This window comes from Thiocystis minor (assembly GCF_016653465.1).
Lineage (GTDB): Bacteria > Pseudomonadota > Gammaproteobacteria > Chromatiales > Chromatiaceae > Chromatium > Chromatium minus.
This window is the reverse complement of the sequence record NZ_NHSQ01000142.1, coordinates 20,611-45,055: the sequence shown is the minus strand read 5'-3', so window position 1 is coordinate 45,055 and position 24,445 is coordinate 20,611. Positions and strand designations below refer to the sequence as shown.

Annotated in this window: 23 protein-coding genes; 17 read left to right on the top strand and 6 right to left on the bottom strand. The window is 63.5% G+C overall.

What is annotated here, in order from left to right; translation table 11 throughout:
* Positions 1 to 12: 12 nt before the first annotated feature.
* From CCR95_RS19300 to CCR95_RS19280, 5 genes are all read left to right on the top strand, one after another.
* Positions 13 to 1,719, top strand: a complete 1,707-nt coding sequence (locus tag CCR95_RS19300) for a potassium channel family protein (protein WP_201097512.1) — start codon at positions 13 to 15, stop codon at positions 1,717 to 1,719.
* Between the two features lie 57 nt (positions 1,720 to 1,776).
* Positions 1,777 to 2,328, top strand: coding sequence for a hemerythrin domain-containing protein (locus CCR95_RS19295; RefSeq protein ID WP_338115444.1), 552 nt, complete (start codon positions 1,777 to 1,779; stop codon positions 2,326 to 2,328).
* The gene (hemH, locus tag CCR95_RS19290) at positions 2,325 to 3,425 is read left to right on the top strand and encodes a ferrochelatase (RefSeq protein WP_201097508.1); all 1,101 of its coding nucleotides are present in this window, start codon (positions 2,325 to 2,327) and stop codon (positions 3,423 to 3,425) included. The genes CCR95_RS19295 and hemH overlap by 4 nt, the downstream gene beginning before the upstream one ends.
* Positions 3,426 to 3,643: 218 nt before the next feature.
* Positions 3,644 to 4,078: a gamma-butyrobetaine hydroxylase family protein gene (locus tag CCR95_RS19285; RefSeq protein ID WP_201097506.1), complete on the top strand. Its 435-nt coding sequence runs from the start codon at positions 3,644 to 3,646 to the stop codon at positions 4,076 to 4,078.
* A gap of 355 nt (positions 4,079 to 4,433) precedes the next feature.
* A complete protein-coding gene (locus CCR95_RS19280) occupies positions 4,434 to 4,661 on the top strand; it encodes a hypothetical protein (RefSeq protein WP_201097505.1) in 228 nt (75 codons plus the stop codon).
* A 219-nt stretch (positions 4,662 to 4,880) separates the two neighbouring features.
* On the opposite strand, the gene CCR95_RS19275 is transcribed toward CCR95_RS19280, so the two are convergent.
* The 3 genes from CCR95_RS19275 to gatC form a co-directional block, all read right to left on the bottom strand.
* Positions 4,881 to 6,842: a GGDEF domain-containing protein gene (locus CCR95_RS19275; RefSeq protein ID WP_201097504.1), complete on the bottom strand. Its 1,962-nt coding sequence runs from the start codon at positions 6,840 to 6,842 to the stop codon at positions 4,881 to 4,883.
* A 66-nt stretch (positions 6,843 to 6,908) separates the two neighbouring features.
* The gene (gene gatA, locus CCR95_RS19270; protein WP_201097500.1) at positions 6,909 to 8,363 is read right to left on the bottom strand and encodes an Asp-tRNA(Asn)/Glu-tRNA(Gln) amidotransferase subunit GatA; all 1,455 of its coding nucleotides are present in this window, start codon (positions 8,361 to 8,363) and stop codon (positions 6,909 to 6,911) included.
* A complete protein-coding gene (gene gatC, locus CCR95_RS19265; protein ID WP_201097498.1) occupies positions 8,363 to 8,650 on the bottom strand; it encodes an Asp-tRNA(Asn)/Glu-tRNA(Gln) amidotransferase subunit GatC in 288 nt (95 codons plus the stop codon). Before gatC ends, gatA begins: the two co-directional genes overlap by 1 nt.
* 251 nt (positions 8,651 to 8,901) lie before the next feature.
* Here gatC and CCR95_RS19260 point away from each other — a divergent pair, with 251 nt between their 5' ends.
* From CCR95_RS19260 to lipB, 10 genes are all read left to right on the top strand, one after another.
* Complete coding sequence (locus tag CCR95_RS19260; RefSeq protein WP_201097496.1) at positions 8,902 to 9,948, top strand: rod shape-determining protein; 1,047 nt, start codon at positions 8,902 to 8,904, stop codon at positions 9,946 to 9,948.
* A 74-nt stretch (positions 9,949 to 10,022) separates the two neighbouring features.
* On the top strand, positions 10,023 to 10,943 hold the full coding sequence (gene mreC / locus CCR95_RS19255) for a rod shape-determining protein MreC (RefSeq protein WP_201097494.1): 921 nt from the start codon (positions 10,023 to 10,025) through the stop codon (positions 10,941 to 10,943).
* Complete coding sequence (mreD, locus tag CCR95_RS19250; protein ID WP_201097492.1) at positions 10,930 to 11,418, top strand: rod shape-determining protein MreD; 489 nt, start codon at positions 10,930 to 10,932, stop codon at positions 11,416 to 11,418. Before mreC ends, mreD begins: the two co-directional genes overlap by 14 nt.
* A gap of 30 nt (positions 11,419 to 11,448) precedes the next feature.
* Positions 11,449 to 13,332, top strand: a complete 1,884-nt coding sequence (mrdA, locus tag CCR95_RS19245; protein ID WP_201097490.1) for a penicillin-binding protein 2 — start codon at positions 11,449 to 11,451, stop codon at positions 13,330 to 13,332.
* Positions 13,322 to 14,458: a rod shape-determining protein RodA gene (gene rodA, locus CCR95_RS19240; RefSeq protein ID WP_201097488.1), complete on the top strand. Its 1,137-nt coding sequence runs from the start codon at positions 13,322 to 13,324 to the stop codon at positions 14,456 to 14,458. Before mrdA ends, rodA begins: the two co-directional genes overlap by 11 nt.
* A 532-nt stretch (positions 14,459 to 14,990) precedes the next feature.
* On the top strand, positions 14,991 to 15,938 hold the full coding sequence (gene mltB / locus CCR95_RS19235; protein WP_242523355.1) for a lytic murein transglycosylase B: 948 nt from the start codon (positions 14,991 to 14,993) through the stop codon (positions 15,936 to 15,938).
* A gap of 32 nt (positions 15,939 to 15,970) precedes the next feature.
* Positions 15,971 to 16,999, top strand: a complete 1,029-nt coding sequence (locus CCR95_RS19230; RefSeq protein WP_201097484.1) for a septal ring lytic transglycosylase RlpA family protein — start codon at positions 15,971 to 15,973, stop codon at positions 16,997 to 16,999.
* Positions 17,000 to 17,079: 80 nt separating this feature from the next.
* Positions 17,080 to 18,237: a D-alanyl-D-alanine carboxypeptidase family protein gene (locus CCR95_RS19225; RefSeq protein WP_201097482.1), complete on the top strand. Its 1,158-nt coding sequence runs from the start codon at positions 17,080 to 17,082 to the stop codon at positions 18,235 to 18,237.
* Between the two features lie 86 nt (positions 18,238 to 18,323).
* Positions 18,324 to 18,536: a YbeD family protein gene (locus CCR95_RS19220; protein WP_420825673.1), complete on the top strand. Its 213-nt coding sequence runs from the start codon at positions 18,324 to 18,326 to the stop codon at positions 18,534 to 18,536.
* Positions 18,533 to 19,255: a lipoyl(octanoyl) transferase LipB gene (gene lipB / locus CCR95_RS19215; RefSeq protein ID WP_338115443.1), complete on the top strand. Its 723-nt coding sequence runs from the start codon at positions 18,533 to 18,535 to the stop codon at positions 19,253 to 19,255. The genes CCR95_RS19220 and lipB overlap by 4 nt, the downstream gene beginning before the upstream one ends.
* Here lipB and cowN read toward each other — a convergent pair.
* Entirely contained in the window at positions 19,252 to 19,530 is a 279-nt protein-coding gene (cowN, locus tag CCR95_RS19210; protein ID WP_338115442.1) for a N(2)-fixation sustaining protein CowN, read from the bottom strand. The two genes, lipB and cowN, sit on opposite strands and share 4 nt — an antisense overlap.
* 229 nt (positions 19,531 to 19,759) lie before the next feature.
* Positions 19,760 to 21,250 carry a hypothetical protein gene (locus CCR95_RS19205; protein ID WP_201097476.1) on the bottom strand — a complete coding sequence of 497 codons (1,491 nt, stop codon included), beginning with the start codon at positions 21,248 to 21,250 and terminating at the stop codon, positions 19,760 to 19,762.
* Positions 21,251 to 21,651: 401 nt separating this feature from the next.
* Here CCR95_RS19205 and murI point away from each other — a divergent pair, with 401 nt between their 5' ends.
* Positions 21,652 to 22,479, top strand: a complete 828-nt coding sequence (gene murI, locus CCR95_RS19200; RefSeq protein ID WP_201097474.1) for a glutamate racemase — start codon at positions 21,652 to 21,654, stop codon at positions 22,477 to 22,479.
* Positions 22,480 to 22,504: 25 nt separating this feature from the next.
* Positions 22,505 to 23,059: a hypothetical protein gene (locus CCR95_RS19195; protein WP_201097472.1), complete on the top strand. Its 555-nt coding sequence runs from the start codon at positions 22,505 to 22,507 to the stop codon at positions 23,057 to 23,059.
* A gap of 78 nt (positions 23,060 to 23,137) precedes the next feature.
* On the opposite strand, the gene mtaB is transcribed toward CCR95_RS19195, so the two are convergent.
* Complete coding sequence (gene mtaB, locus CCR95_RS19190) at positions 23,138 to 24,433, bottom strand: tRNA (N(6)-L-threonylcarbamoyladenosine(37)-C(2))-methylthiotransferase MtaB (RefSeq protein WP_201097470.1); 1,296 nt, start codon at positions 24,431 to 24,433, stop codon at positions 23,138 to 23,140.
* Positions 24,434 to 24,445: the final 12 nt, after the last annotated feature.

Here is a 24,445-nt window from a genome sequence, read left to right as displayed (position 1 = left end):
ACCGCGTCCGGCATGGATACGATCATCTTTCTCATCCTGCGGCGCATGCGCGCGCCGCTGCTGACCCTGATCGTCGTCTATGCGCTGGCGATGGCGGTGCTGGCGCTGATTCCGGCCCAGGACGCCGCTGGCCGCCCGACGACGACAAGCCTGTTTCATGCCTTCTATTTCGTCAGCTACATGTCGACGACGATCGGCTTCGGCGAACTGCCGAATGCCTTCACCGACGCCCAGCGCCTGTGGGTCTCCGTCTCGGTTTTTTTCACCGTCGCGGTGTGGATCTACGCCATCGGGACGCTGATCGCGCTGTTGCAGGACAGCGCCTTCCAGCGCGCCATCCTGGAGCGGCGTTTTCGCAATCGCGTGCGGCGCATGCACGCCCCCTTCTACCTGGTCTGCGGCTATGGCCAGACCGGCGGCGCGCTGGTGCGCGCCTTCACCGATCGTCATCGTCATGCAGTGGTCGTCGACATCGATCCTGATCGGATCAATCTGCTCCAGCTCGACAATCATCGCGAATATGTGCCCGCACTCTGCGCGGACGCGCGCAGCCCCAGTACGCTGGAGGCCGCTGGCCTGAAGCACCCGATGTGTCAGGGCGTGGTGGCGCTCACCAATGTCAACGAGGCGAATCTCAAGATCGCCATCGCGGCGAAACTGCTGCGGCCCAAGGTCAAGGTCATCTGCCGCGCCGATTCGCACGAGATCGAGGCCAACATGGCCTCCTTCGGCACCGATCATATCTATGACCCCTTCGACATCTTCGCGCTCTATATTGCCGTGGCCATCCAGGCGCCCTGCCTGACGCTCCTCCTCAACTGGCTGTCCGGGGCCGGGGACGAGGCGCTGACCGAGCCCTTGTATCCGCCGAACACGGGACACTGGATCATCTGCGGATACGGCCGTTTCGGTAAGGCGATGTACAAGTATCTCAAGGAGCAGGGATTGACGATCGCGGTCATCGAGGCCGCGCCGCACAAGACCGGCATTCCGGCGGAGGGCGTCGTCCATGGACGCGGCACCGAGGCGGTGACCCTGGAACAGGCGGAGATCGAACGGGCGGTGGGACTGGTGGCCGGGACCGATCACGACGCCGACAATCTCTCCATCGTCATGACCGCGCTGACCCTGAAACCCGACCTCTTCGTGATCGCCCGCGAAAATCATCTGGATAATCAGGAATTGTTCGATCGGGTCGGCGCACATGCGATCATGCACCCCAGCGCCATCATCGCGAACCGCATCCGGGTTCGGCTGGTCAATCCGTTGCTGGCGGATTTCTCCAACCTGGCGCGGTTTCAGGAGGAGACCTGGGCCTGCGAGCTGGTGAGCCGAATCGTTGCGCTGGCCGACGAGCGCATGCCCTATGTCTGGGAGTTCGGCATCAATGCAAAACAGACGCCGGCACTCTGCGAAGCCGAGGATCGCGGCTTGAGCGTCACCCTGGACACCCTGCTGCGCGACCCCCGCGAGCGCGCGAACCGACTGCCGGCGCTGCCCCTGCTATTGGTCCGCAACGAGGTATTTATTCTGCTGCCGGGACCGGAGGAACGGCTGGGCGAAGGCGACCGACTGCTCTTCTGCGGTCGCGAGGAGGCGCGCTGGCGCATGGACTGGCTGTTGCGGAACATCCATGCGCTGCGTTACGTTGCCACCGGCCAGAGCCAGCGCGAAGGGGGCGTCTGGCGCTGGATCGCCGCTTGGAAACGGTCGCGATGATGGCATATCCAACTATTGGCACTTGCCCTTCTGAGGAAAAGGCCCATGCATGCGTTGATGCAACGACTTACGCAAGACCACGCCCGGCAGACACAGCTTCTCGCGCTGTTCGATGGTCTGCTCGATCGCTTCCATGAAGGCGCCGAGCCCGATTACGACCTGATGAACGAGATGCTCGAATATCTCGACAGCTATGCCGACATCGTCCATCACCCGACCGAGGATCTGGTGTTTCAGCGTGCCCTCGACAAAGGCGTGACGCAGCCCGAACTGTTCGAACTGCTGATGCGCCAGCATCCCGGATTGAGCCAGGTCTGCAAGCGTTTTCGCCAGTCGCTCAACGGCATCCTCAACGAGGAAGTCCTGCTGCGCGAAGATGTCGAGGCGGATGGCCGCGAGCTGGTCGCCAGCCTGCGCACGCACATGATGATGGAGGATAGCGACGCCTATCCGCTTGCCCTGCAAAGGCTCGACGACGGGGATTGGGAGTCGCTCGCCGCGCAGGCTCCGACCGTTGAAGACCCGCTGTTCGGCACCCCGGACCCGGTGCGCTTCCGGGCGCTCTATCGTTACCTGTCCGAACAGGCCGAATCCGAGACCACTGGATGACCTTCGTCAACACACCCGATTACCGCCACGACACCCCGGAATGCCTGGGGGTTCTCCTGACCAATCTCGGTACTCCGGACACGCCCGACGTGCCCGACGTGCGCCGCTATCTGGCCGAATTCCTCTGGGATGCGCGCGTGGTGGAGATGGCACGGCTGCCCTGGTGGCTGATCCTGCATGGCGTCATCCTGCGCACCCGTCCGGCGCGCTCCGCCAAAGCCTATCAATCCGTCTGGACCGCCGACGGCTCGCCGCTGCTCGCCATCGCTCGACGCCAGGCTAGCGCGCTTCAGGGTCTGCTGACCGAGCGTTTTCCGGGACCGGTCAAGGTCGCCCTGGGGATGCGCTATGGCAACCCATCCATCCCCTCGGCCCTGGCCGAGTTGCGACAGGCCAATGCCCGTCGCGTCCTGGTGTTTCCGCTCTATCCGCAGTATTCCGGCTCCACCACGGGGTCGGCCTTCGATGGCGTCACGCGCGAACTCTCCCGCTGGCGCTGGCTGCCGGAACTGCGCTTCATCAACCAGTATCACGACGAGCCCGGTTATCTCGACGCGCTGGCGGCCAGTATCCGCGTACACTGGGCCGAGCACGGCGAACCGGAGCGACTGCTGTTTTCCTTCCATGGCATCCCCAAGGACTATTTCGAGCAGGGCGATCCCTATCATTGTCAGTGCCAAAAGACCGCGCGACTGGTCGCCGAGCGGCTTGAGCTGGCGCGCGAGCGTTGGTTTCTCTCGTTTCAGTCGCGCCTGGGGAAACAGGAGTGGCTCAAGCCCTATACGGACACGACCCTCAAGGACTGGGGCGCGGCGGGCGTGAAATCGGTACAGGTGCTCTCGCCGGGGTTCTCGGCGGACTGTCTGGAGACCATCGAGGAGATCGACGAAGAGAACCGGCATCTCTTTCTCGACGCGGGCGGCCAGGACTACAGCTACATCCCCTGTCTGAACGACAACCCCGATCATCTGGAGATGCTGGCCGATCTGATCGCGCGCCACAGTTGCGGTTGGCCAGAGTTGACCGGCCCGGCGGTCGGGACGGACGAACTCGCCCAGCGGGTCGAGCGGGCGCGGGGCATGGGCGCGGCGGACTGAACGATCTACCCGGCTGATGCCGCCTGATCAGGCAGTACGGATGGCGTTGTCGGCGACGGTGTAGAGACAAGGCAATGCCTTGTCTCTACGAGACCAACCAACCCGCCCGCCTTGACGATCGCGCCCCTTGGCCGGGGATGACCGCCGTCTTGCAGTCGGCCCTGGGGAGTCCCACTTGTAGTCTGACAAATACTCACGGTTTGCGATAAAACCCGCTCATGGACCAACATCCACTCCCCACCGAGATCAATCTGCACCAGCAATCCGGGGTGCTGGAGCTTGCCTTCAACGATGGCGCCCGGTTCCGTCTGCCATGCGAATACCTGCGGGTCTATTCGCCATCGGCGGAGGTGCGCGGCCACTCGCCCGCGACGGCCAAGCTCCAGGTCGGCAAGGAGCGGGTAAAAATCACGGATATCCAGCCGGTCGGCCAGTACGCGATCAAGCTCTTTTTTGACGACGGGCACAACTCCGGCCTCTATGACTGGCAGTATCTCTACAAGCTCGGGCGTGCCTGGCAGCCGTTGTGGTTCGAGTATCTGACCAAGCTCAGGGATGTCGGCTATGTCCGACGCGAACCAGATCCCTTCGACGAACTCAAGGCGCGGGGCGAGGCGCCTTCCGAGTTGCCCGCCGGCACCACGGCGGTTTGATCGTCCCGGATCGTGACGCGACACGAGGAGTCAATCCATGAAACCACCCGCACTGGAAGGGCGATCTCTTCAGCGGTTCGCTCAAATTTGGCCAGATCCGCCGCATCGATCTCGATGGAGAACACGTGATCGGCGAGGAGAAGCTGACCATCGGCACAGCCGGGTGCGCGACGTGCGCCAGGGGCCGGACGGCTATCTCCAATGTTCTAACCGACCGGACCGATGGGGCTCTCTTGCGGATTCGACGTTGCAAAGCGGGTTGCATGTTGGAGGCTGAAGGTATCCAATCACAGCGGTCGGGATTTCCCGACCGCTATCCGATACGACGATAACCTCTCGCTTGCAGGAGTCAATGATGAACCGCTTCATTCTCTTTCCCGCCCTTGCTCTCACCTTGACGTTCGTCGTCGCGCCCGCTAACGCTGTCGTGTACTGCAAAACCGCGGGTGTACCGAAGGGCTGCGTGGTGCGCCCCGGCGTACCCGTCGCGCCGGTGGTCGTGGCCCCCGTAGCCCGCGCAGTGGTCGCTCCAAAGCCCGGCAATTGGAATGGCGGCGTGAACCGCATCGGCGTCCGCCGCTAAATCACGTCAGCGCCGCGGGCTGGGTTGAGTCAGCGCGCAACTCAGCAGCGACGCCGCGATTCGCTGGGTTTCACGCTGTTTATCCCGGTCTTGTATGAATTCCGGAGCGTGACGGGGTATTCACCCCGTCACGCACGTTTCAACATCCTGTCAATCTTGCGAAATCCTGTTCATCCTGTCTATGACCGGGCGGATCACGGGGACAAGGTTTCCTGGAAATCACCTAAATACCTTGACTTTGTCCCGACCGCTCGCCTTGGCGGCGTACATGGCACTGTCGGCATGCGTGGTCAATGCGAGTTGGTCCTGGCCGTGCTCCGGATAGACCGCGATGCCAATACTCGACGAAATGAAGAGCGTGGTCTCGGCGACGGTCAACGGCTGCTTCAGCGCCTGGCGAATCTTGTTGGCGACGATGGTCGCATGATCCGCGCTGCCGATATGGGGCAACAACACCACGAACTCATCCCCGCCGATCCGACCGACCGTGTCCGATTCCCGCACACTACCGGACAGGCGCTTGGCGGTTTCCAGCAAGACCAGATCTCCAACGGCATGGCCGTGGGTGTCATTGATCGGCTTGAATTTGTCGAGGTCGATCAACAGCAGGGCGAACTTGGTCCGGTTCCGCTTGGCCAGCGTCAGCGTTTGCGCGACGCGCTCAAAGAACAGGATGCGGTTGGGCAGATGGGTCATCGCATCGTGGTGCGCCAGATAATCCAATTGCTGGTGGGCGTGTTTGCGCTCGGTAATGTCGAGCTTCACCGCGACGTAGTGGGTGGTTTGACCCGTGCGGTCTTTGATCGGGGCGACATGGGCTTCTTCCCAGTAGACCTCTCCCGATTTGCGACGATTGATCAGTTCGCCGCTCCACGGCTCGCCGCCTTGCAGATGGCTCCACATCTCCCGAAACGTCGCCGGCTCGGTTAACCCCGATTTCAGAATCCTGGGGGTTTGGCCGATCGCTTCGGCGACCGAATAGCCGGTGATCTTCACGAATGCCGGATTGACATACTGGATGACGGTGTTCGGTCCGGTAATCACGACAGAGGCTGGGCTTTGTTCGATGGCCGTCGATAACACCGCCAGGCGGCCGTTGGCCTGTTGGAGGTCGCTCAGGCTGCGGCGCAACCGCCGGTTGACGCGGCCAATAGAGAGCGTCACGCCACCAACGACACCCGCGAACCCCAGGGCCGTCGCAAGAATCAGGTAGAGCCCGGTGAGATCCGCCTCGGGGTGGGGGTCATAAAGAAACCCCGTGAGAGAGACCGTGGCAGGTAACAAGCCGATCTCGGCGTAGGTCTCGGCCATGTGCGCCCAACGCCCTGGGTGCATGTAACCGATTTCGATCAGGTCCGCGCGAATCAGCGGACGCAGTTGCACGGCCTCGAAGGCGTAGTGCTCGCGCGTGTCGCGCCCGGCGTATTTCGTCAGAATCAGCTCGATGATGTCCTCGGGATGCGCCAGCGCATACTCCCAGCCCCGCAGACTCGCCGCGCGAAACGCGCGGACCCGCTCGGGATGGGCCTGGAGTTCCCGCTCCGAGGTGAACAGATTGTCGGCGTAGAAATCGATCCCGACCGAGCGTGGCGTATACATTTGATAGGGGACGTGCAGACGGTCGAGCAGTTCGGGCTCGTTCGACAGATAGGCGGTCAGGGCGTCGATCCGACCGTCGATCAGATCCTGGATCTCAAAGCTGTGATCGAGCTGAATCAAACGCTCGGGAGGAATGCCCTCGCGCTTGAGATAGGCCAGGATTTCATCGGCGTCGGGCTCGATCATCACGCGTTTGCCGACGAGATCGTGAATGCTTTGCGCCGCCTGCCGTTGGCGAGCGATCAGCACGAGCGGCGAATGCTGCAAAATCACCGCGAGCGCCACCACGGGTTTTCCGGCGGCGCGGGCGAGCAGCAGGCTACTGGTGCCAACGCCATAGTCCGCCTGGCCCGACACTACCCGTCCGACCACATCGACCCCTGGCAGACCTTCCTCGAACCGCACATCGAGTCCGGCTTCGCGGTAATACCCCTGTTCCTGCGCGGCGTAATAACCGGCGAACTGAAAGCAATGGGTCCACTTCAGTTGCAGGGTCACGGCCTCGCGCGCACGCGCCGGCAATGACGACAGAATCAAGGCGCCGGTCGCGAGCAACACCAACAGACCGAGACGCCAGTGCATCGCTGCCGGCCTGCGCCAATGATGAGACATCAGGCTTTCCCGTCGGCAATGGACATGGCTCGATACTTACTCGAATCCTTTGGGAGCCGCCTGATGCCAATGCGTCACATGCTGGAAGCGATGCGCGACATTGAGCAACCGCGCCTCCTCGAAATAATTGCCGATAATCTGTAGCCCGACCGGCAAGCCGTCCACGGGTTCAACCGGAATCGACATCCCCGGCAAGCCAGCCAGATTGGTCGCGATCGTATAGATGTCGTTCAGGTACATGGCGACCGGATCGTCCATTTTGGCGCCGACGGGAAAGGCAGTCGTGGGGCTGGTGGGACCCATGATGACGTCGACCTGCGCGAAGGCGCGTTTGAAATCGTCGGCAATCAGGTGACGAATCTTCTGCGCCTTGAGATAATAGGCATCGTAATAGCCGGCGGACAGCACGTAAGTGCCGATCATGATGCGCCGCTGGACCTCGGCCCCGAAGCCTTCGGCGCGGCTGCGCTTGTAAAGGTCTTCCAGATCCCTCGGGTTCTCGCAGCGATGGCCGTAGCGCACGCCATCGAATCGCGCGAGGTTGGATGAGCACTCGGCGGGTGCGACCACGTAGTAGACGGGTACCGACAGCGGGCTGTTGGGCAGGCTGATCTCGCGGATCTCGGCGCCCAGGCGCTCATATTCCTGGATGGCGTCCTGGATGGAGGCGGCGATGCGGCTGTCGAGTCCGGCTCCGAAGTATTCTTTGGGCAGACCGATGCGCAGTCCCTTGAGGTCGTTATCCAGTGCGTCGACATAATCCGGCACCGGAACCTCGGCGCTGGTCGAATCGCGCGGGTCGAAGCCGGCCATCTCGTCGAGGATAAAGGCCGCATCGGCGGCGGAGCGAGCCATGACGCCAGCCTGGTCGAGCGAGGACGCGAAGGCGATCATGCCCCAGCGCGAACAGCGCCCGTAGGTGGGTTTGATGCCGGTGATGCCGCACAGTGCGGCGGGCTGGCGGATGGAGCCGCCGGTGTCGGTGCCGGTGGCCGCGGCGCACAGATGGGCCGCGACCGCCGCCGCCGAGCCGCCCGAGGATCCGCCGGGCACCCTGTTCTCGTCCCAGGGATTGCGAACCGGACCGTAAAAGCTGGTCTCGTTGCTCGACCCCATGGCGAATTCGTCCATGTTGGTCTTGCCGAGCACCACCGCGCCGGCGGCGGCCAGTTTCTCGACCACGGTGGCATCGTAGGGCGCGATGAAGTTGTCGAGCATCTGCGAGCCGCAACTGGTCTTGATCCCGGCGGTGCAGAAGATATCCTTATGGGCGATGGGGATACCGGTCAGCGGGCCGGAATCGCCGGCTTTGAGCGCGCGGTCGGCCCGTTCGGCGGCGGCGAGCGCGGACTCGGCCGCGACCGTGACGAAGCTGTTCAGACGCGGGTCGAACCGCTCGATCCGGTCCAGATAATGCCGCGTCAGTTCGACGCTGGAATAGGTACGTAACCGCAGATCGGCGGCAAGTTGGGCGATCGTCTTGTTCTGCATTATTCGATGACCTTCGGAACCAGATAGAGCCCGCCCTCGGTCAGCGGGGCGATGGCCTGAAACAGGGCGCGCCGGTCGGGCTCGGTGGCGTCGTCCGGCCGCAGCCGCTGTGTCATGTGGAGCGGGTGCGCCATGGGTTCGACGCCCTCGGTGTCGGCGGCGTCCATCCGGGCGACCAGATCGAGAATGTTGGAGAGATCGGCGGCGTAGCGCTCGGTCTGTTCGGGGGCGATGGCGAGCCGCGCCAGATGCGCGATCTTTTCGATGTCGGAACGATCCAGTGACATGGCGATCCTAGCGTTGGCTGAAAGTCCCGCAAAATAGCATAGGGGCGTGGGTGGTGGAACTCGCCTCGGCGGATCCGGGATGCCTGTCATTGGGAACGGTCTCCCCCAATACCTTGCCGATCCTCGCCTGCATTGCTAGATTAGCCGCCCAATTACCCTTTGGATTTGATTCCTGAAATCCTGACCGACTCATCGTTGAGGATGCCCGAACGAAGGTTGGCGTTCCTCACCCCTTGCAAGGTAACTACCTGATGTTTTTCAGAAGCATTCGCGGGATGTTCTCGAACGATCTGTCGATCGATCTTGGCACCGCCAACACACTGATCTTCGCCCGCGGGCAGGGAATCGTGCTCAATGAACCCTCGGTGGTCGCCATTCGTCACGAGCGCACGGGAGGCGGCAAATCGGTGGTCGCAATCGGCGAGGAAGCCAAGCAGATGCTCGGGCGTACCCCGCAGAGCATTACCGCGATCCGGCCCCTGAAGGATGGCGTCATCGCCGACTTCACGGTCACCGAAAAGATGCTGCAATACTTCATTCACAAAGTGCATGAGTCGCGCATGTTCCAGCCCAGTCCGCGGGTGCTCATCTGCGTCCCCTGCGGCTCGACCCAGGTGGAACGGCGCGCGATCAAGGAATCCGCCGCCGGCGCGGGCGCGCGCGAGGTTTATCTCATCGAGGAGCCCATGTCGGCCGCCATCGGCGCCGGATTGTTGGTGCACGAGCCGCGCGGTTGCATGGTGATCGATGTTGGCGGCGGCACCTCCGAGGTGGCGGTGATCTCGCTCAACGGTATCGTTTATTCGGAGTCGGTCCGGGTCGGTGGCGATACCTTCGACGATTCCATCATCAATTATGTGCGTCGCAACTACGGGACCCAGATCGGCGAGGTGACGGCCGAGCGCATCAAGCACACCATCGGAACCGCCTTCCCCGGCAATGAGGTACTGGAGATCGAAGTCAGGGGCCGCAGTCTCGCCGAGGGAGTGCCGCGCAGCTTTACGCTCAACAGCAACGAGATCCTGGAGGCGCTGCAGGAACCGCTCTCGATGATCGTCCACGCGATCAAGATGGCCCTGGAGCAGACCCCGCCGGAGCTTGGCTCCGACGTGGCCGAGCGCGGTATCGTGCTCACGGGCGGCGGCTCGCTGCTGCGCGATTTCGATCGGCTGATCGAAGAAGAGACCGGACTGCCGGTCGTGCTGGCCGAGGATCCCCTGACCTGCGTCGCGCGCGGCGGCGGCAAGGCATTGGAAATGCTCGACGCACAGGAAAGCGGCCTCTTTGCGAGCGAATAGCTGCGCGCGCGATGAATCTTGCCGCCGAAACCGCTTTGCGTCGGCCTGGCAATCTGTCCAGCACCAAGAGATCGATGCCATCCGGGATCTTGCCGAGGAACGCCACCATCAAACCACTGTTTGTCCATGGACCCTCGCCAACCTTCCGGGTGATCCTGGCGGAGATTCTGGCGATCGGGCTGATTGTCGCCGACCATCGCTACCATTACCTGGACACGGTGCGCTCAGTGATCGAGGTGGCGATCTATCCTTTGCAGTTCGCGGCCAATCTGCCGGCACAACTGGCACGCGAGGCGCAGGAACGGCTCGTCGGCGAGGCGCAACTCAGGCTTTCGAACGAAAACCTGCAACATGAAAATCTGGTTCTTAAGGGGCGCCTGCAACAATTCGAATCGCTGCGGGCGGAAAATATGCGTCTGCGCGACCTGCTTGGCTCCTCCTTCGAGGTCGGCGAACGCGTCCTGATCGCGGAGATTCTGGCCGTGGATCTTGCCCCTTCCAGCCAGCAGGTGATGATCAACAAGGGCACCAATTCCGGCGTCTTTGCCGGCCAGCCGGTCCTAGATGCCGAGGCCGTGATGGGTCAGGTGATCCGCGCCAATCCCTTTTCGTCCACAGTGCTGCTGATCACCGACGCCAATCACTCGCTGCCGGTGGAGGTCAACCGCAATGGTCTGCGCACCATCGCCGCCGGGAAGGGGCCGAGCCAGGAACTCGAATTGCTCTATATTCCGAAAAACGCGGATATTCGCGTGGGCGACCTGCTGGTGACTTCCGGAATGGACGAGCGGTTTCCGTCGGGCTATCCGGTCGCGCGGGTCAAGACGGTGCGTCAGGATCCTGACAACCCTTTCACGACGGTCATCGCGGAACCGACTGCGCGACTTGACCGCAGCCGAGAGGTTCTATTGGTTTGGTCCATGGGCGCGAAACCGGACCACGCCACGCTGGCCGCCGACGCGCTCAAGCCTTTGTATCGCCATGAGCGAGACTGAGCGCCGGGGTCTGTGGATGGTTCTGTCGAGCCTGGCGCTCGCCATGTTCCTGACGATTGTGCCAATGCCCGCCGGATTGGAGGACTTCCGCCCGCAATGGGTTACCCTGACCCTCCTCTTCTGGTGCCTGACCCTGCCCGAGCGGGTGGGCGTGTTCTGGGGGTTCGGAACCGGATTGATGCTCGACGTACTGACCGCCTCCGTCCTTGGTCAACAGGCATTAGGGCTGTCTCTGGTGGCCTATGTGGCGGTGAAACTGCATGCGCGGATCCGTCTTTTCCCGCTCTGGCAGCAGAGTTTCTTCGTGTGGGTGCTGCTGCTGGCCGAACGTCTGCTCACCCTTTGGATCCTCGGCGCCACCGGTCAACCCATGCCGACCCTGAGCTATTGGGTTCCGACCTTCATTGGCCTGCTGATCTGGCCCTGGCTCTCTGCCGCCCTGACCCAGGTCGAGCGACGCATGGGGACGGACTGAACGGATGCGCCCGCGCTGGAATCAACGCCGATGCGTCTGACGAGTTTCGAGGACCGCCGGCGCGAGCAACGGCTCGTCGCCACGCGCGCGCTGGTGGCGGGGGTATTGGTGCTCATCGGCCTGTGCCTGCTCGCGTTGCGTCTGCTCCACCTGCAAGTGGATCGTCATGATCACTTCTCGGTCCTCTCCAAGGACAACCGGGTGAAAGTCCAGCCCGTCCCGCCGTCGCGCGGTCTGATCTACGATGCCAGTGGCGTGGTGCTGGCCGACAATCATCCGACCTTTTCGCTGGAGATCACGATCGAAAAGGTCGCGGATCTGGCGGGGACCATCGACGAACTGGCGCGGCTGGTGCCGATCGATGCCAACGACCGCGCCCGCTTCGAGCGTCTCAAGCGTCAGCGGATGCGTTTTCAGGGGGTGCCAATTCGGCTCAACATGACCCCCGAGGAGGTCGCGCGCTTCGCGGTGGACGGTCATCGTTTTCCCGCCGTCGATGTTCGCGCCGAACTGATCCGAACCTATCCGCTCGGCGAATCCACCGCGCATGTGCTGGGGTATGTGGGCCGGATCAACGAGCGCGAAATGACCTTGATCGACACCAGCAATTACGCCGGCACCCATTTCATCGGCAAGGGCGGTCTGGAGAAGGCCCATGAGGATGTGCTGCATGGACGGGTCGGCTATCAACAGGTCGAGGTCAACGCACGCGGACGCATCCTACGCACGCTGGAGAGCACCCCTCCCACGCCGGGCCAGGATCTGTCGCTGTATCTCGACATGGCCCTGCAGCAGGAGGCGATCAACGCCTTGGGCGAGCGGCGCGGCGCCGTCGTCGCCATCGACCCGCGCGATGGCGGCGTGCTGGCGATGGTCAGCAAGCCGAGCTATAACCCGAATCTGTTCGTCGAGGGGATCAGTCAGACGGATTACAACGCCCTGCTGCACTCCATCGACAAACCGCTGTTCGATCGCGCCGCGCGTGGCCAGTACCCACCGGGTTCCACCGTCAAACCCTTCATCGCCCTGGGCGGACTGGCGACCGGCTTCACCACCGCCCGCAAAACCACGCACTGCTCCGGCGCCTTTTCACTGCCCGGCCAAAGCCACCGCTTTCGCTGCTGGCGCAAGGGCGGGCACGGCACGGTGAATCTGGAGCGGGCCATCGTGGAGTCCTGCGATGTCTATTTTTATTCGCTGGCCAACCAGATGGGCATCGACCGGCTGCATGGATTCCTGAGTCAATTCGGCTTTGGCGCGCGCACCGGGGTCGATGTCGCCGGCGAACTCCCCGGATTGCTGCCCTCGCGCGAGTGGAAACAACGGGTGCGCAAACAGCCCTGGTATCCGGGCGAGACCCTGATCGTCGGCATCGGTCAGGGCTCCTTCCTCGCGACCCCGCTGCAACTGGCGGCGGCCACGGCGACCATGGCGAATCGGGGGCATTTCATCCAACCCCGGCTGGCACGCGCCAGCCGCTTCCCAGGCGCGGACACGGAGAGCGAGTTCCCGCGGGTGTCGCGTGACGTGGAGGTCGGCGATGCGCGCTATTGGGACAACGTGATCGACGCCATGAGTCAGGTCGTGGAAAGCCCGCGCGGCACGGCCAAGCGGATCCGTAGCCCGGACTACCGCATCGCCGGCAAGACCGGCACCTCCCAGGTCTTCACCATCGGGCAGAAGCAGACCTATAACGCCGCGAAAATCCCCGAGCGCATGCGCGATCACGCGCTCTTCGTCGCCTTCGCCCCGGTGGAGGATCCGCGCATCGCCGTGGCCGTGCTGGTCGAGAATGGCGGTCATGGCGGCTCGGACGCCGCGCCGGTCGCGCGCCGCGTCATGGATGTCTATCTGGGCGGATCCACGCTCCTCCCTACGGACGCGACCGGCGATGGCGGCAGCGATGGCGACTAAGACGATCTCCGCGAGACTCGATCAGGACGCGGAAACCGCGAAGCTCGGTCTGTTGCAACGGATCCACCTCGATGCCCCGCTCTTGCTCGCGCTCCTGGCCCTGTGCGGTTTTGGCCTGCTGGTGGTCTACAGCGCCGGCGATCGGAACCCGCTCATCGTCGAGCGCCAACTCGCGCGGATGGGGATCGCCTTCGTGCTGATGTTTGCCATCGCCCAGGTGCCGCCGCTGATCCTGCGCCGCTGGTCCTTCGCGCTCTATCTGCTCGGAGTCGCCATGTTGGTCGCCGTGCTCCTGTTCGGCGACATCGGCAAGGGCGCCCAACGCTGGCTCGACCTTGGCGTGGTGCGGTTTCAGCCCTCGGAACTGCTGAAACTCGCCGTCCCCATGGCCGCCGCCTGGCTGCTGTCCATCCGCCCGCTGCCACCGCGGCCAGGGTGGATCCTGCTGGCGATCATCCTGACCCTGATCCCCGTGCTGCTGATCGCCAAGCAGCCGGATCTGGGAACCTCGCTCCTGGTCGCCAGCGCCGGGGCACTGGTGCTCTTCGTCGCGGGATTGAGCTGGTGGATGATCCTGGCGCTGGCGAGCGTGGTGGCCGCCATCGCCCCGGTCGTCTGGCTCTTCATGCACGACTATCAACGCGCGCGGGTGTTGACCTTTCTCGATCCCGAATCGGATCCGCTTGGCACCGGCTATCACATCATCCAATCGCAGATCGCGATCGGCTCGGGCGGCATCTCCGGTAAGGGCTGGCTCAACGGCACCCAGTCCCATCTCGAATTCCTACCTGAGCGTCATACCGACTTCATCTTCGCGGTGATCGGCGAGGAATTCGGCTTCGCCGGCATCCTGGCGCTGCTGGCGCTTTATCTCTTCATCATCCTGCGCGGACTCGTGATCGTGGCCCGCGCGCGCGATAACTATGGCCGTCTGCTGGCGGGCGGGTTGATCCTCGTGTTCTTCGTCTATGTCTTCGTGAACACCGGCATGGTGACGGGTTTGCTGCCGGTGGTAGGGGTTCCGCTGCCGCTGATCAGTTACGGCGGCACCTCGATGGTGACCCTGATGATCGGATTCGGCATGATCATGGCGGTCGAGACGCATAAAAAGCCCGTGCGTCCTTAAGGCGATTTTGGGAATGACGAATTCCCAGTGTTCGGAAAACCTTGCGACGGGGTGAATACCCCGTCGCGCTTTCGTCGTTCTTGCTTTCGTTGTCGTTGTCGTTGTCGTTGTCGAATCGAATAACGACAACGACAACGACAACGACAACGATCATCGCGGATGCCCCGTTCCAAACCGTCGTGCATTGGTTTGATTCGCGCTCCCATTACGCTGGTCGTGATTGGAAGGCATTGACTATAAGTTGGCAGTTGGCAGTTGGCAGTTGGCAGTTGGCAGTTGGCAGTTGGCAGTTGGCAGTTGGCAGTTGGCAGTTGGCAGAAACAAGACGGGCTGATGTCCTGGAAAGTTGCTGCCGATTTTCCGTCTGCTCCAGGTTCCAAGTTTGCCAAAAGGCCGCCGGTTGGAAATACCAAACCGCTTTTCGTTTAGGCTGTTATGGCCTATACTGAATGTCATTTATCGCATTTATGGCCGATGGCTGCGCCCTATGCCCGTCGCTCGCCTCCTTGCCGCGCTTGCCGTGGCCCTTTTCTTGAGTCCAGTCGCAGCGGCGCCGGACGAGGATCGCGCGGGCGTCCAGCGGTTCATCGCCGGGATGACCGAACGTCATGGCTTCGACCCTGTCGCGCTCCAGACCCTGCTGGAGACCGCGCGCTACCGGCAAACAATCGTCGACGCCATGAATCGTCCCTACGAGGACAAATCCTGGCGCGATTACCGAGCACTCTTCCACACCCCGGAGCGGATCGACGCCGGTGTCGCCTTCTGGCGCGACCATGCCGAGACCCTGACGCGCGCCGAGACCCTCTTCGGTGTCCCGCCCGAGATCGTCGTCGCCATCCTCGGAGTCGAAACCAGCTACGGACGTCACCTGGGCGCCCATCGGGTGCTGGATGCGCTGACGACCCTGGGCTTCTCCTATCCCAAGCGGGCGGATTTCTTTCGCGGCGAGTTGGAATCCTTCCTGCTCCTGAGCCGCGAGGAAGGGCTCGACCCCGGCAAAATCCTGGGCTCCTATGCCGGGGCGCTCGGAAAACCCCAATTCATTTCCTCCAGTTACCGCGCTTACGCGGTGGATTTCGACGGCGACGGACGGCGTGACCTCTGGCACAGCGACCCGGATGTCATCGGCAGTGTTGCCAACTATTTCAAACTCCACGGCTGGCGGCCCGGCGAGCCGGTCGCCTTCCCGGCCGAACTCACGGCCAGCCTTCCCGACGGCCTCGACATCGCCGAGAACACGCCGCTCAAGCCCAACCGCACGGCGGGCGACTGGCGCGACGCCGGCATCGACTGGCGCGCGTCCATCGCTCCATCAACCCCGGCGAGCTTGATCCGGCTCGCTGGACCGACCGACGAATACTGGATCGGTCTCGACAATTTCTATGTCATCACGCGCTACAACCACAGCAACCTCTACGCCATGGCGGTCCTTCAGTTGAGCGAGGAGATCCGGGCGCGCCATGTCGGCGAGCGGTGATTGAGCGCGCGATCGTTTGGAGACACTGCAATATGCGAACAGACAAGCGCCTCTCGACCACGCGGATGGCCGACATTCGGCCCGCCGCATCAGCAGGCGCAACGGTCGTCTGGATGGGGATCCTGCTGCTTCTCGCGCTGCTCTCCGGTTGTGCCAGCCAGGTCGACCGACCGGACGGTGACGACATTCCCCCGCGCATCGCCCGCATTCCGGACGCGGTGCCGCGTGTCGAACCCCTGTCCAAGTCCGGAAATCCCGAGTCCTACGTGGTCTTCGGCAAGCGTTACCGCACCCAGCGGAGCAGCCGCGGCTATGTGGAGCGCGGACTGGCATCCTGGTACGGCAAGCCATTCCATGGGCGCAAGACCAGCTCGGGCGAGATCTACGACATGCACGCCATGAGCGCGGCGCACAAGACCCTGCCGCTGCCGACCTATGCGCGGGTGACCAACATCGAAAATGGGCGCAGCATCGTGATCAGGATCAATGACCGCGGCCCCTTTCATGGTCCGCGTCTCATCGATCTGTCCCATACCGCGGCCGTCAAGCTGGGCGTCGTCAAGACGGGAACGGCAATGGTTGAGGTGCGCGCCATCGATCCGAAGCGTCCGAAATCGGACCCCGGCCCATTTCTCGCGTCCTCGGGCAAGGCCAACGCCAGGATTGCCCGCGCTGTCGCTCCATCCGGTCCGCCCGCGCATCCCGAGCGCGCGCCCACGCGGATGGCGAGAGGCAACTCGACATCCCCGCCGGCGCCCGCCCTCGGGGACGCACCGCGACCCGTCGCGACAGTCGCATCCCGCGAGCAACCCCCCGGCCATGGCGAAACGCTGTATCTCCAGATCGGCGCCTTCGGCGATCCGCGCAACGCCGAGCGACTGCGCGAACGTTTGAATGGCCAGTTAGGGCACGATCCCATCCGAATCCTGACTCCGGAGACCGGCGGCGCAGCGCTCTACAAGGTCAGAATCGGTCCGCTAGCCTCCGAACAGGACGCCGACCGACTGACGCGGCAGCTCGTAGCGCTTGGCGTGGACCGTCCGCAACGGGTGACGAACTGATCCGGGGTGCCAAATCCGGGGATGGGGGGTTAGAATAGACTTCGCTCCAACCCCGCCATCCCCCAAGCCCCGGACCCCTCATGAAGTCAGCCTCCCCGATCTTGTTCCTGTGGTTTTTTCTGTGTGCCTTGCCGCTCTCGTCGGCGACCGCGCAGCCGCCGATTCCGGCTCCTCCCGAACTTGCGGCCAAGGGCTATCTGCTGATCGATTTCAACAGCGGCAAGACCCTGATCGAGCAAAATGCCGACGAGCGTCTGGAACCGGCAAGTCTGACCAAGATCATGACCGCCTATGTGGTGTTTCGCGAACTCGCCGGCGGCAAGATCAAGCTGACCGACCAGGTCATGATCAGCGAGAAAGCTTGGCGGACGGGCGGCTCGAAGATGTTCATCGAGGTCGGCAAACAGGTCGCCCTGGAGGATCTGCTCAAGGGCATGATCATCCAGTCCGGCAACGATGCCGCGGTAGCGCTGGCCGAGCATGCCGCCGGCAGTGTCGACGCCTTCGCCAACCTGATGAACGATCATGCCAGGCGGCTGGGCATGGCCGACAGTCATTTCACCAATCCCAACGGACTCCCCGATCCGGAACTCTACACCACCGCCCGCGACATGGCGCGTGTCACGCTGGCCCTGATCAGAGAGTTCCCCGAGTATTACGCCTGGTACAGCAATCGGGAATTCGTCTACAACAACATCACGCAGCAGAACCGCAACCCGCTGCTTGCGCGCGACGCCAGCGCCGACGGCGTCAAGACCGGCTATACCAAGGCCGCCGGTTACTGTCTGGTGGGATCGGCCAAGCGCGAGGACATGCGCCTGATTTCGGTGGTCATGGGATCGGCGACGCCCAAGGCGCGCGCCGAGGCAAGTCTGGCCCTGCTGAACTACGGATTCCGGTTTTACGAGAGTCATCGTCTCTATCCGGCCAATCAGCCGATCGAGTCGATTCGCGCCTGGTACGGCAATCTTGAAAACCTGCCGGTCGGTCCCGCCACGGATGTCTTCGCGACCATTCCGCGCGGCGCCTACGACAAGCTCGACGCACGGCTGGAAAAGACCTCCGATTTCATCGCCCCGATCGCCCAGGGCGCGCAAGTGGGCGACATCGTGGTCGCACAGGGCGATACGGAGATCGCACGGGTTCCTCTGGTCGCGCTCCAGGAAGTCGCCGAGGGCAACCTGTGGCGCAAATTCGTCGACAGCATTCTGAAGCTGGTCGACAGTCTTCTTCATTGACGCAATCGAACGATCCCCGCGCATCGGCCATGTCCGACCCTCAGGAAACCTTGTTCTCGTTCCCTTGCAGCTTCCCGATCAAGGCGATGGGCCCGGCCGACCGCGGCCTGGAGTCCGCGGTGATCGAGATCGTCCGCCGGCACGCGCCCGGTTTCGACGAAACGGCCGTCTCGATCCGACCCAGCCGGGGCGGCAAATGGATCAGCGTGACCGTCACCATCGAGGCGCACGGAAAACCTCAGCTCGACGCCATCTATCGAGAGTTGACCGCGCATGAACTAGTGGTCTGGGCGCTGTGAGCGACGACCGCCCTACCCTGCGCGAGCCTCCCTTTCGGGTCCGCCGCCTGCCCGGTCTTCAGGATTACCCGGCCACGCTCGCCGCGATGCGCGACTGGACCGATGCCCGCCGCGAGGACACCCGCGACGAGGTCTGGCTGCTCGAACATCCGCCTGTCTTCACCCTGGGTCAGGCCGGCCGCCTGGAGCACATCCTGGCGCCGGGCGCGATTCCGGTCGTCCAGTCGGATCGGGGCGGACAAGTGACCTATCACGGCCCCGGACAGTTGATCGTCTATCCGCTGCTCGATCTGCGGCGGACCGGTCTCGGCGTCAAGCGGTTGGTAAACCTGCTGGAGCAAGGCGTCATCGATCTGCTCGACGCCTATGGGGTCGCCGCGGCGCGCCGCCCCAATGCGCCCGGCGTTTATGTGGCGAATGCCAAGATCGCCTCGCTTGGCCTGCGGATCCGCCACGGATGCAGCTATCACGGGCTGGCCCTGAATGTCGCGATGGATCTCGAACCCTTCCGACGCATCAACCCCTGCGGTTACGCCGGGCTCGCCATCGCGCAGGTCTCGGATCTGGTTCCAGGGATCACGGTCGCCGACGCGGGCCGGGCGCTGACAGAAATCCTCGGATGCCTCCTAGCCCCTCCTGGGATCGCCGAGTTGCACTCGGCTCTTCGGCCTTCAGGGCAACGCGAACAGGCCGAGTACGACCCGCCGGACGCGCGTTAACAGCACTCCTCCTCGACTCGCTCCAGCAAGTCCAGTGCCTCCTCGCGTCCATACTGCTCGAACAACTCGCGGATCGCGTTGACCTGACTTCCCACGAAATACAGCTCGTCATGACCCCTTCGTTCCGACTCGATCAATTTGGTCTCGAAATAGGACTGCCAAGGCGACGGCCGGGCGGCATCGCCAATGCACTCCCGGATCGAGAGGACGATGCGCCGGGCATGCTCGTCACAGGCGATGCCATCGAAACTGATGTAGCGGTCGGTTTTTTCCACGGGACACGACACCTTTGATACCTCATGGCATGTGGTTCTGTCGGACAGTCGACAATTGCCGCAATGCGGCGTGAAGATCAATCGGCGGACGTTCGTCGCGATGATCAGCTTCTATATAGAGATCAATCGGATAGATGGCCCCGGCATCACGTTGACGGGGCACTTGATGGAATAAAGGCACAATACGCGCCAGTTTTTGCGGTCGACTGCGCTTTCCAGGTTCAGGGACTCAGCGCACCCCGGCGACCGGTCGCATTTCCTTGTCGCAGACCCCGCCGACTTCCACCGTGTTCGTCGTGCCTTCGTCCCGGCAGGATTCGCCCCGATTGGAGAGCCTGCAGGTCATGCCCAGTGGCTTGCCGTCGCTCAGCCAGTTCGGGGTTTTGCGATAACGCCCGACCGCCCCCGAGCGGCAGCCGCTCGGGATGCCGTAGGCCGGGCAGGATCCCGGCGCGCGCAGCGAGACCTTGCGGGCATCGACCCGGAAACCGGGGTAGTTGTTCTCGATCCGCACGAGATCCCGGTCCGGCGCCTCCTCGAAGCGAAACTCCTCGAAGGCATAGCCGTCCGCGGATTTGGTGCCAACCTGGATACGGGTATTGGCGATCAGCGCGAAATCGTCGCCCTTGCGGGCCACCGCGCCGGACATGTATTCCACCCGGTCATGGTTCGGGAAACATTTGCCCATGGCCGGCGCGTGATAGTAGTGACGCATGGACGTGAGGTCGGTCAGCGAATTGTTCGGGAACACCGCTCGCAAATCGGCATCGTCGCCAAACAGAATCCGCTCGACATCGGGCAGACTCTGGGCGTACATCGCCTGGAGCTTGGCGTAGCGGTCATCGCTGGCCAGATCCGGGCGGAGAAAACAGGAGGTCAGACCCGAGATCTGGGTCAGGTATTCGTCCCAGATGTTGTACTGCGAAACCGACGACGCGGCACCCTGAAAATCGCCCGGAAAGCCGCAGCCCTGATTCTTCCGGCACTGCCCGACGGCGCGGTTACGGATGGAGAGTGCGATGATGTTGCGTTCGCAGGCGCCATAGGCATTGCAGCCGCGCCCCAGGTGGCCCTCGTAGATCGCCGTGCGCATGACATAATCCAGATGCTTGGCGCGGGCGAGCGTGGTCGGCGAGCCCAAATCCTGATGATCGCGGATGAAGTCGTCCCAGGCGCGCTTTAAAGCGGGACGCCGACCCGTCAGTTTGACATTCGCCCCCTCGCAGTCGCTGGAGGCATGGAAGGCGCGCACGATGCGGTCCAGTTCGCTGACGCCCGACTCCGCGCGTCCACCGCCCGCGCGGGGCGGATCGAAGGACGGTGCCTTCTCCAGTGCGTAGAGATCGCGAATGCCGATGACATGCCGAGCGCCCGCCGGACAGTGGTGGTTCTTGACCTTGAGCGCCTTGCGCTCGGCAACCGTGCGCTTGAAGACCTCGGTCGACGCGCGGGACGCCTGGCGCGGATCCACCACGGTCTCGAAGCCGACATAGGGCGTTCCGCTTTGATCCGTCAGTGGCTTGCCATCGCGGATCGGCAGACAGGGGATCAGCGAGGTGCCCTGGGTCAGGGTTCCCGCGCGGGACAGATCGCCGGCATTGAAATACGGCACCTCCAGTGGGCCATTGAATTCGTAGACCGTCATCACGGGCGTGGCGGGGATTGCGGCCTGGACAGTACCGGTGGCGAGGAGCGCAAGCGCGCCCAGGAGTTTACGCATGGTTGGATTTCCTGTGTGGCTGGAAGATCTGTGATAGGTCGCTCGTGCTTCGCTGCTCAAGTTCCGAGACCGGAGCCTCCTCGTTGTCGTTGTCGTTGTCGATTATTCGCCATGTCGAGACCACGACCACGACAACGACAACGACAACGACAACGACAACGACAACGACAACGATCTGAGACGGTCTTGGACTTTCGCACAGTTGCACTAGGCTAGGCCATGTCCGGGATCGAATCCAGCCGCGCGCTGGCGACCCACGCATTGTCAGCCCCGCCAACGGGTCATAGACTGCCCGGTTTTTGGACGGATTGATCAGACATGCCGGACCCTGTCCCGCGAGTGGTTTCTGCTCGCTTCAAGCGGGCCGTCCCGCCGCCGATCGCCATGACCCGGAGAGTGCCATGAACCCTCGTCAACCTATCGGCGTTTTCGATTCCGGCGTCGGGGGGCTCTCGGTGCTGCGCGAGATCCGTCGCGAATTGCCCCACGAGGATCTGTTCTACGTGGCGGATTGCGGCCATGCGCCCTATGGCGACAAGCCGCTGGCGGCCATCGAGTCGCGCGCGGTGACCATTACCGAGTTCCTGCTTGATCAAGGCGCCAAGACGGTCGTGGTGGCCTGTAACACGGCGACCGGCGCCGCGGCCAAAGTGCTGCGCAGCCGCTATCCGATCCCCATCGTGGCCATGGAGCCGGCGGTCAAGCCGGCGGTGGAGCGCACGCGCTCCGGTGTGGTGGGCGTCCTGGCCACCCGCCAGACGCTTGCCAGCCAAACCTTCGCGGAGTTGCTGGGCCGGATCGACCTGAGCACCCGAATCCTGCCGCAACCCTGTCCCGGTCTGGTGGAGCGGGTGGAGTCCGGCGACCTCGACGGCGAGCCGACCCGGACCCTGCTCACCGGGTTTCTCCTGCCGCTGCTGGCGCGCGGAGCCGACACCCTGGTACTGGGCTGTACCCACTATCCGCATTTGACGCCCTTGATCGAGGAACTGGCCGGTCCGGACGTCGCGGTGCTGGATTCGGGGGCGGCGGTCGCCCGTCAGGTGCGGCGACGCCTGACCGAGGCCGGCTTGCTGGCGCCCGCGGATCGGATCGGCCGCGAGCGCTTCTGGACCAGCGGGGATCCAATGGCGACCCAGGGGCTGATCGCCCGACTCTGGCGGACGGATATCGTGCTGGAGCCGTTCGATACCGGCGCCCGGAAGAACGTGATGGGTTATTCTCTCTAGAGATCACCACGCGAGGCGCGACGTCATGGCTGGAACATCGGGTGCGCGGGGCGCTGCGGTTGCGCTGACGATCGGGTTGCTCCTGCTCGCCGGGCCCGCCCTGGCGGACGACCCATGCCTCAAGCTGGTGTTCGACCGTTACTGTCTGGGCGGCGATGTCACCCCTCTGCTGCAAACCGCGCCAGCCCCCGCGGTCTATCGGAACGTGGCGGACAGTCTGGCTCTGGTGTTTCCCGACGGCGACAATCAGCTCTATGTGCTGGCCTTTGCCAAGCGCATTTACAAGGTGGTGCGCGCCTACGGGGTCTCGACCCAGCTTCGCTTTGACGACACCTATCGCCTGCTGCGCGAGAAATATGGCCCGGGCGAAGACCAGAGTCAGTTCCCAGAGTATGCCGAGACCCCGGCCGCGCGCCTTGCCTCGATTCGCCGCGGCGACGGACGCGCGGTGCACCAGTGGCAACCCTCCCCGGCCTGGCGTATCGAACTCTCCTGGACCCGTGAGCTGGGGATTTCGCTGAACTATATCGCGACCGAGTTGGACCGTGCGCGCGAGGCGCGGATCGAGAGCGGACTCTAACGACAAGAGCATGGATTGCGTCATTTCAAGCGGTCGACCCGGCTGGCCCGCGCGTATGACCGTCGGAGCGAACGCGGTTTACTCCGGGCGGCGGACTGGCTGACCCACCATGGCATCGCCGCTTGCGGCAAGACCGGTCAGGGTGACATCGATCAGTCGATTGCCTGTCACTCCGGGGGCGTCCGCCACGACATGCACCGGCAGATAGTTGGGCGTATAGCCGAAACGGCTTTCGCGCCGCTCACCATCGTCCGGCCCTTCGCAGAGCACTCGTGCCCGTTTGCCGATCTGTGCGCGCAGAATCTCCCCTTTCATCCGGACCGCGAGCGCCTGCAAGTCCTGACAGCGCTGTCGTTTCGTCCCCGCATCCACCTGATCCGGCAGCGTGGCCGCCAGGGTTCCCGCCCGTGGCGAGTAGCTGAAGACATGGATATGTCCGAACCGCATCACCTCGGCGAACGCCAGGGTGCGCCGCCAGTCGTCCACATCCTCGCCCGGAAAGCCGACGATGATGTCGGTCGTGATGTTGAGATCCGGGATCAGGGCGCGGCCCCGTGCAACCAGCCGGGCGAATTCGTCAGTCTTGCAGCGGCGGGCCATGCGCCGCAGCACATGATCGGAGCCGCTTTGCAGCGGCAAATGCAGATGGGGCATGAGCCGCGCATCGGCGAACAGCCCCCAGAAGTCATCTGGCAGATCCCAGGGTTCCAGCGATCCCAGACGCAGACGCGGAATCTCGGTCTCGGCGAGGATCCTGCTCACCAGCGCGGCCAGATCGCCGTCCGTGTCGCTCCCGTAACCGCCCAGATGCACGCCGGTCAGCACGACTTCCTGGAGACCAGCACGGTGCAGACGAGTGATCGCCGCGACCGCCTCGCTGACGGGACGACTACGCTCCTCGCCGCGCGCCTGTGTCGTAATGCAGAATGTGCAGCGATAGCGGCAGCCATCCTGAACCTTGACGAAGGCGCGCTGACGACCGCGAGTGAACAGCGGACTGGCGTCATTGGTGATCGCCAGTTCCGGCATGGACGGGATGGCGAGTGCGTCGAGCGCAATCTCGACCAGTCGATCCTTGTCCTGGTTGCCAACCACCAGATCGACGCCCTCCCCCGCTAGCGACTCCGCCTCCAGCGCGGCCAGGCAGCCGCTGACGATCAGCCGCGCCCCTGGATTGACGCGATGGCTGCGGCGCAGGATTTGGCGCGATTTGCGCACCGCCTGTTGGGTGACGGCGCAGGTATTGATCACGATCAGGTCGGCCGGATCCTCGTCGCCGACGACCTGACATCCCTGCGCTTGAAAGCGGTCGGCCCAGTCTTCCGATTCCGCCTCGTTGAGACGACAGCCCAGCGACAGGAGCTTGACGCGCATTCAGCCGCGCCC

Excerpts from the sequence above, each read along its gene's own strand:
- CCR95_RS19300 (WP_201097512.1), top strand. The coding sequence starts at position 13 with ATGGATACGATCATCTTTCTCATCCTGCGGCGCATGCGCGCGCCGCTG.
- CCR95_RS19295 (WP_338115444.1), top strand. The coding sequence starts at position 1,777 with ATGCAACGACTTACGCAAGACCACGCCCGGCAGACACAGCTTCTCGCG.
- hemH (WP_201097508.1), top strand. The coding sequence starts at position 2,325 with ATGACCTTCGTCAACACACCCGATTACCGCCACGACACCCCGGAATGC.
- CCR95_RS19285 (WP_201097506.1), top strand. The coding sequence starts at position 3,644 with ATGGACCAACATCCACTCCCCACCGAGATCAATCTGCACCAGCAATCC.
- CCR95_RS19280 (WP_201097505.1), top strand. The coding sequence starts at position 4,434 with ATGAACCGCTTCATTCTCTTTCCCGCCCTTGCTCTCACCTTGACGTTC.
- CCR95_RS19275 (WP_201097504.1), bottom strand. The coding sequence starts at position 6,842 with ATGCACTGGCGTCTCGGTCTGTTGGTGTTGCTCGCGACCGGCGCCTTG.
- gatA (WP_201097500.1), bottom strand. The coding sequence starts at position 8,363 with ATGCAGAACAAGACGATCGCCCAACTTGCCGCCGATCTGCGGTTACGT.
- gatC (WP_201097498.1), bottom strand. The coding sequence starts at position 8,650 with ATGTCACTGGATCGTTCCGACATCGAAAAGATCGCGCATCTGGCGCGG.
- CCR95_RS19260 (WP_201097496.1), top strand. The coding sequence starts at position 8,902 with ATGTTTTTCAGAAGCATTCGCGGGATGTTCTCGAACGATCTGTCGATC.
- mreC (WP_201097494.1), top strand. The coding sequence starts at position 10,023 with ATGCCATCCGGGATCTTGCCGAGGAACGCCACCATCAAACCACTGTTT.
- mreD (WP_201097492.1), top strand. The coding sequence starts at position 10,930 with ATGAGCGAGACTGAGCGCCGGGGTCTGTGGATGGTTCTGTCGAGCCTG.
- mrdA (WP_201097490.1), top strand. The coding sequence starts at position 11,449 with ATGCGTCTGACGAGTTTCGAGGACCGCCGGCGCGAGCAACGGCTCGTC.
- rodA (WP_201097488.1), top strand. The coding sequence starts at position 13,322 with ATGGCGACTAAGACGATCTCCGCGAGACTCGATCAGGACGCGGAAACC.
- CCR95_RS19230 (WP_201097484.1), top strand. The coding sequence starts at position 15,971 with ATGCGAACAGACAAGCGCCTCTCGACCACGCGGATGGCCGACATTCGG.
- CCR95_RS19225 (WP_201097482.1), top strand. The coding sequence starts at position 17,080 with ATGAAGTCAGCCTCCCCGATCTTGTTCCTGTGGTTTTTTCTGTGTGCC.
- CCR95_RS19220 (WP_420825673.1), top strand. The coding sequence starts at position 18,324 with ATGGGCCCGGCCGACCGCGGCCTGGAGTCCGCGGTGATCGAGATCGTC.
- CCR95_RS19205 (WP_201097476.1), bottom strand. The coding sequence starts at position 21,250 with ATGCGTAAACTCCTGGGCGCGCTTGCGCTCCTCGCCACCGGTACTGTC.
- murI (WP_201097474.1), top strand. The coding sequence starts at position 21,652 with ATGAACCCTCGTCAACCTATCGGCGTTTTCGATTCCGGCGTCGGGGGG.
- CCR95_RS19195 (WP_201097472.1), top strand. The coding sequence starts at position 22,505 with ATGGCTGGAACATCGGGTGCGCGGGGCGCTGCGGTTGCGCTGACGATC.
- mtaB (WP_201097470.1), bottom strand. The coding sequence starts at position 24,433 with ATGCGCGTCAAGCTCCTGTCGCTGGGCTGTCGTCTCAACGAGGCGGAA.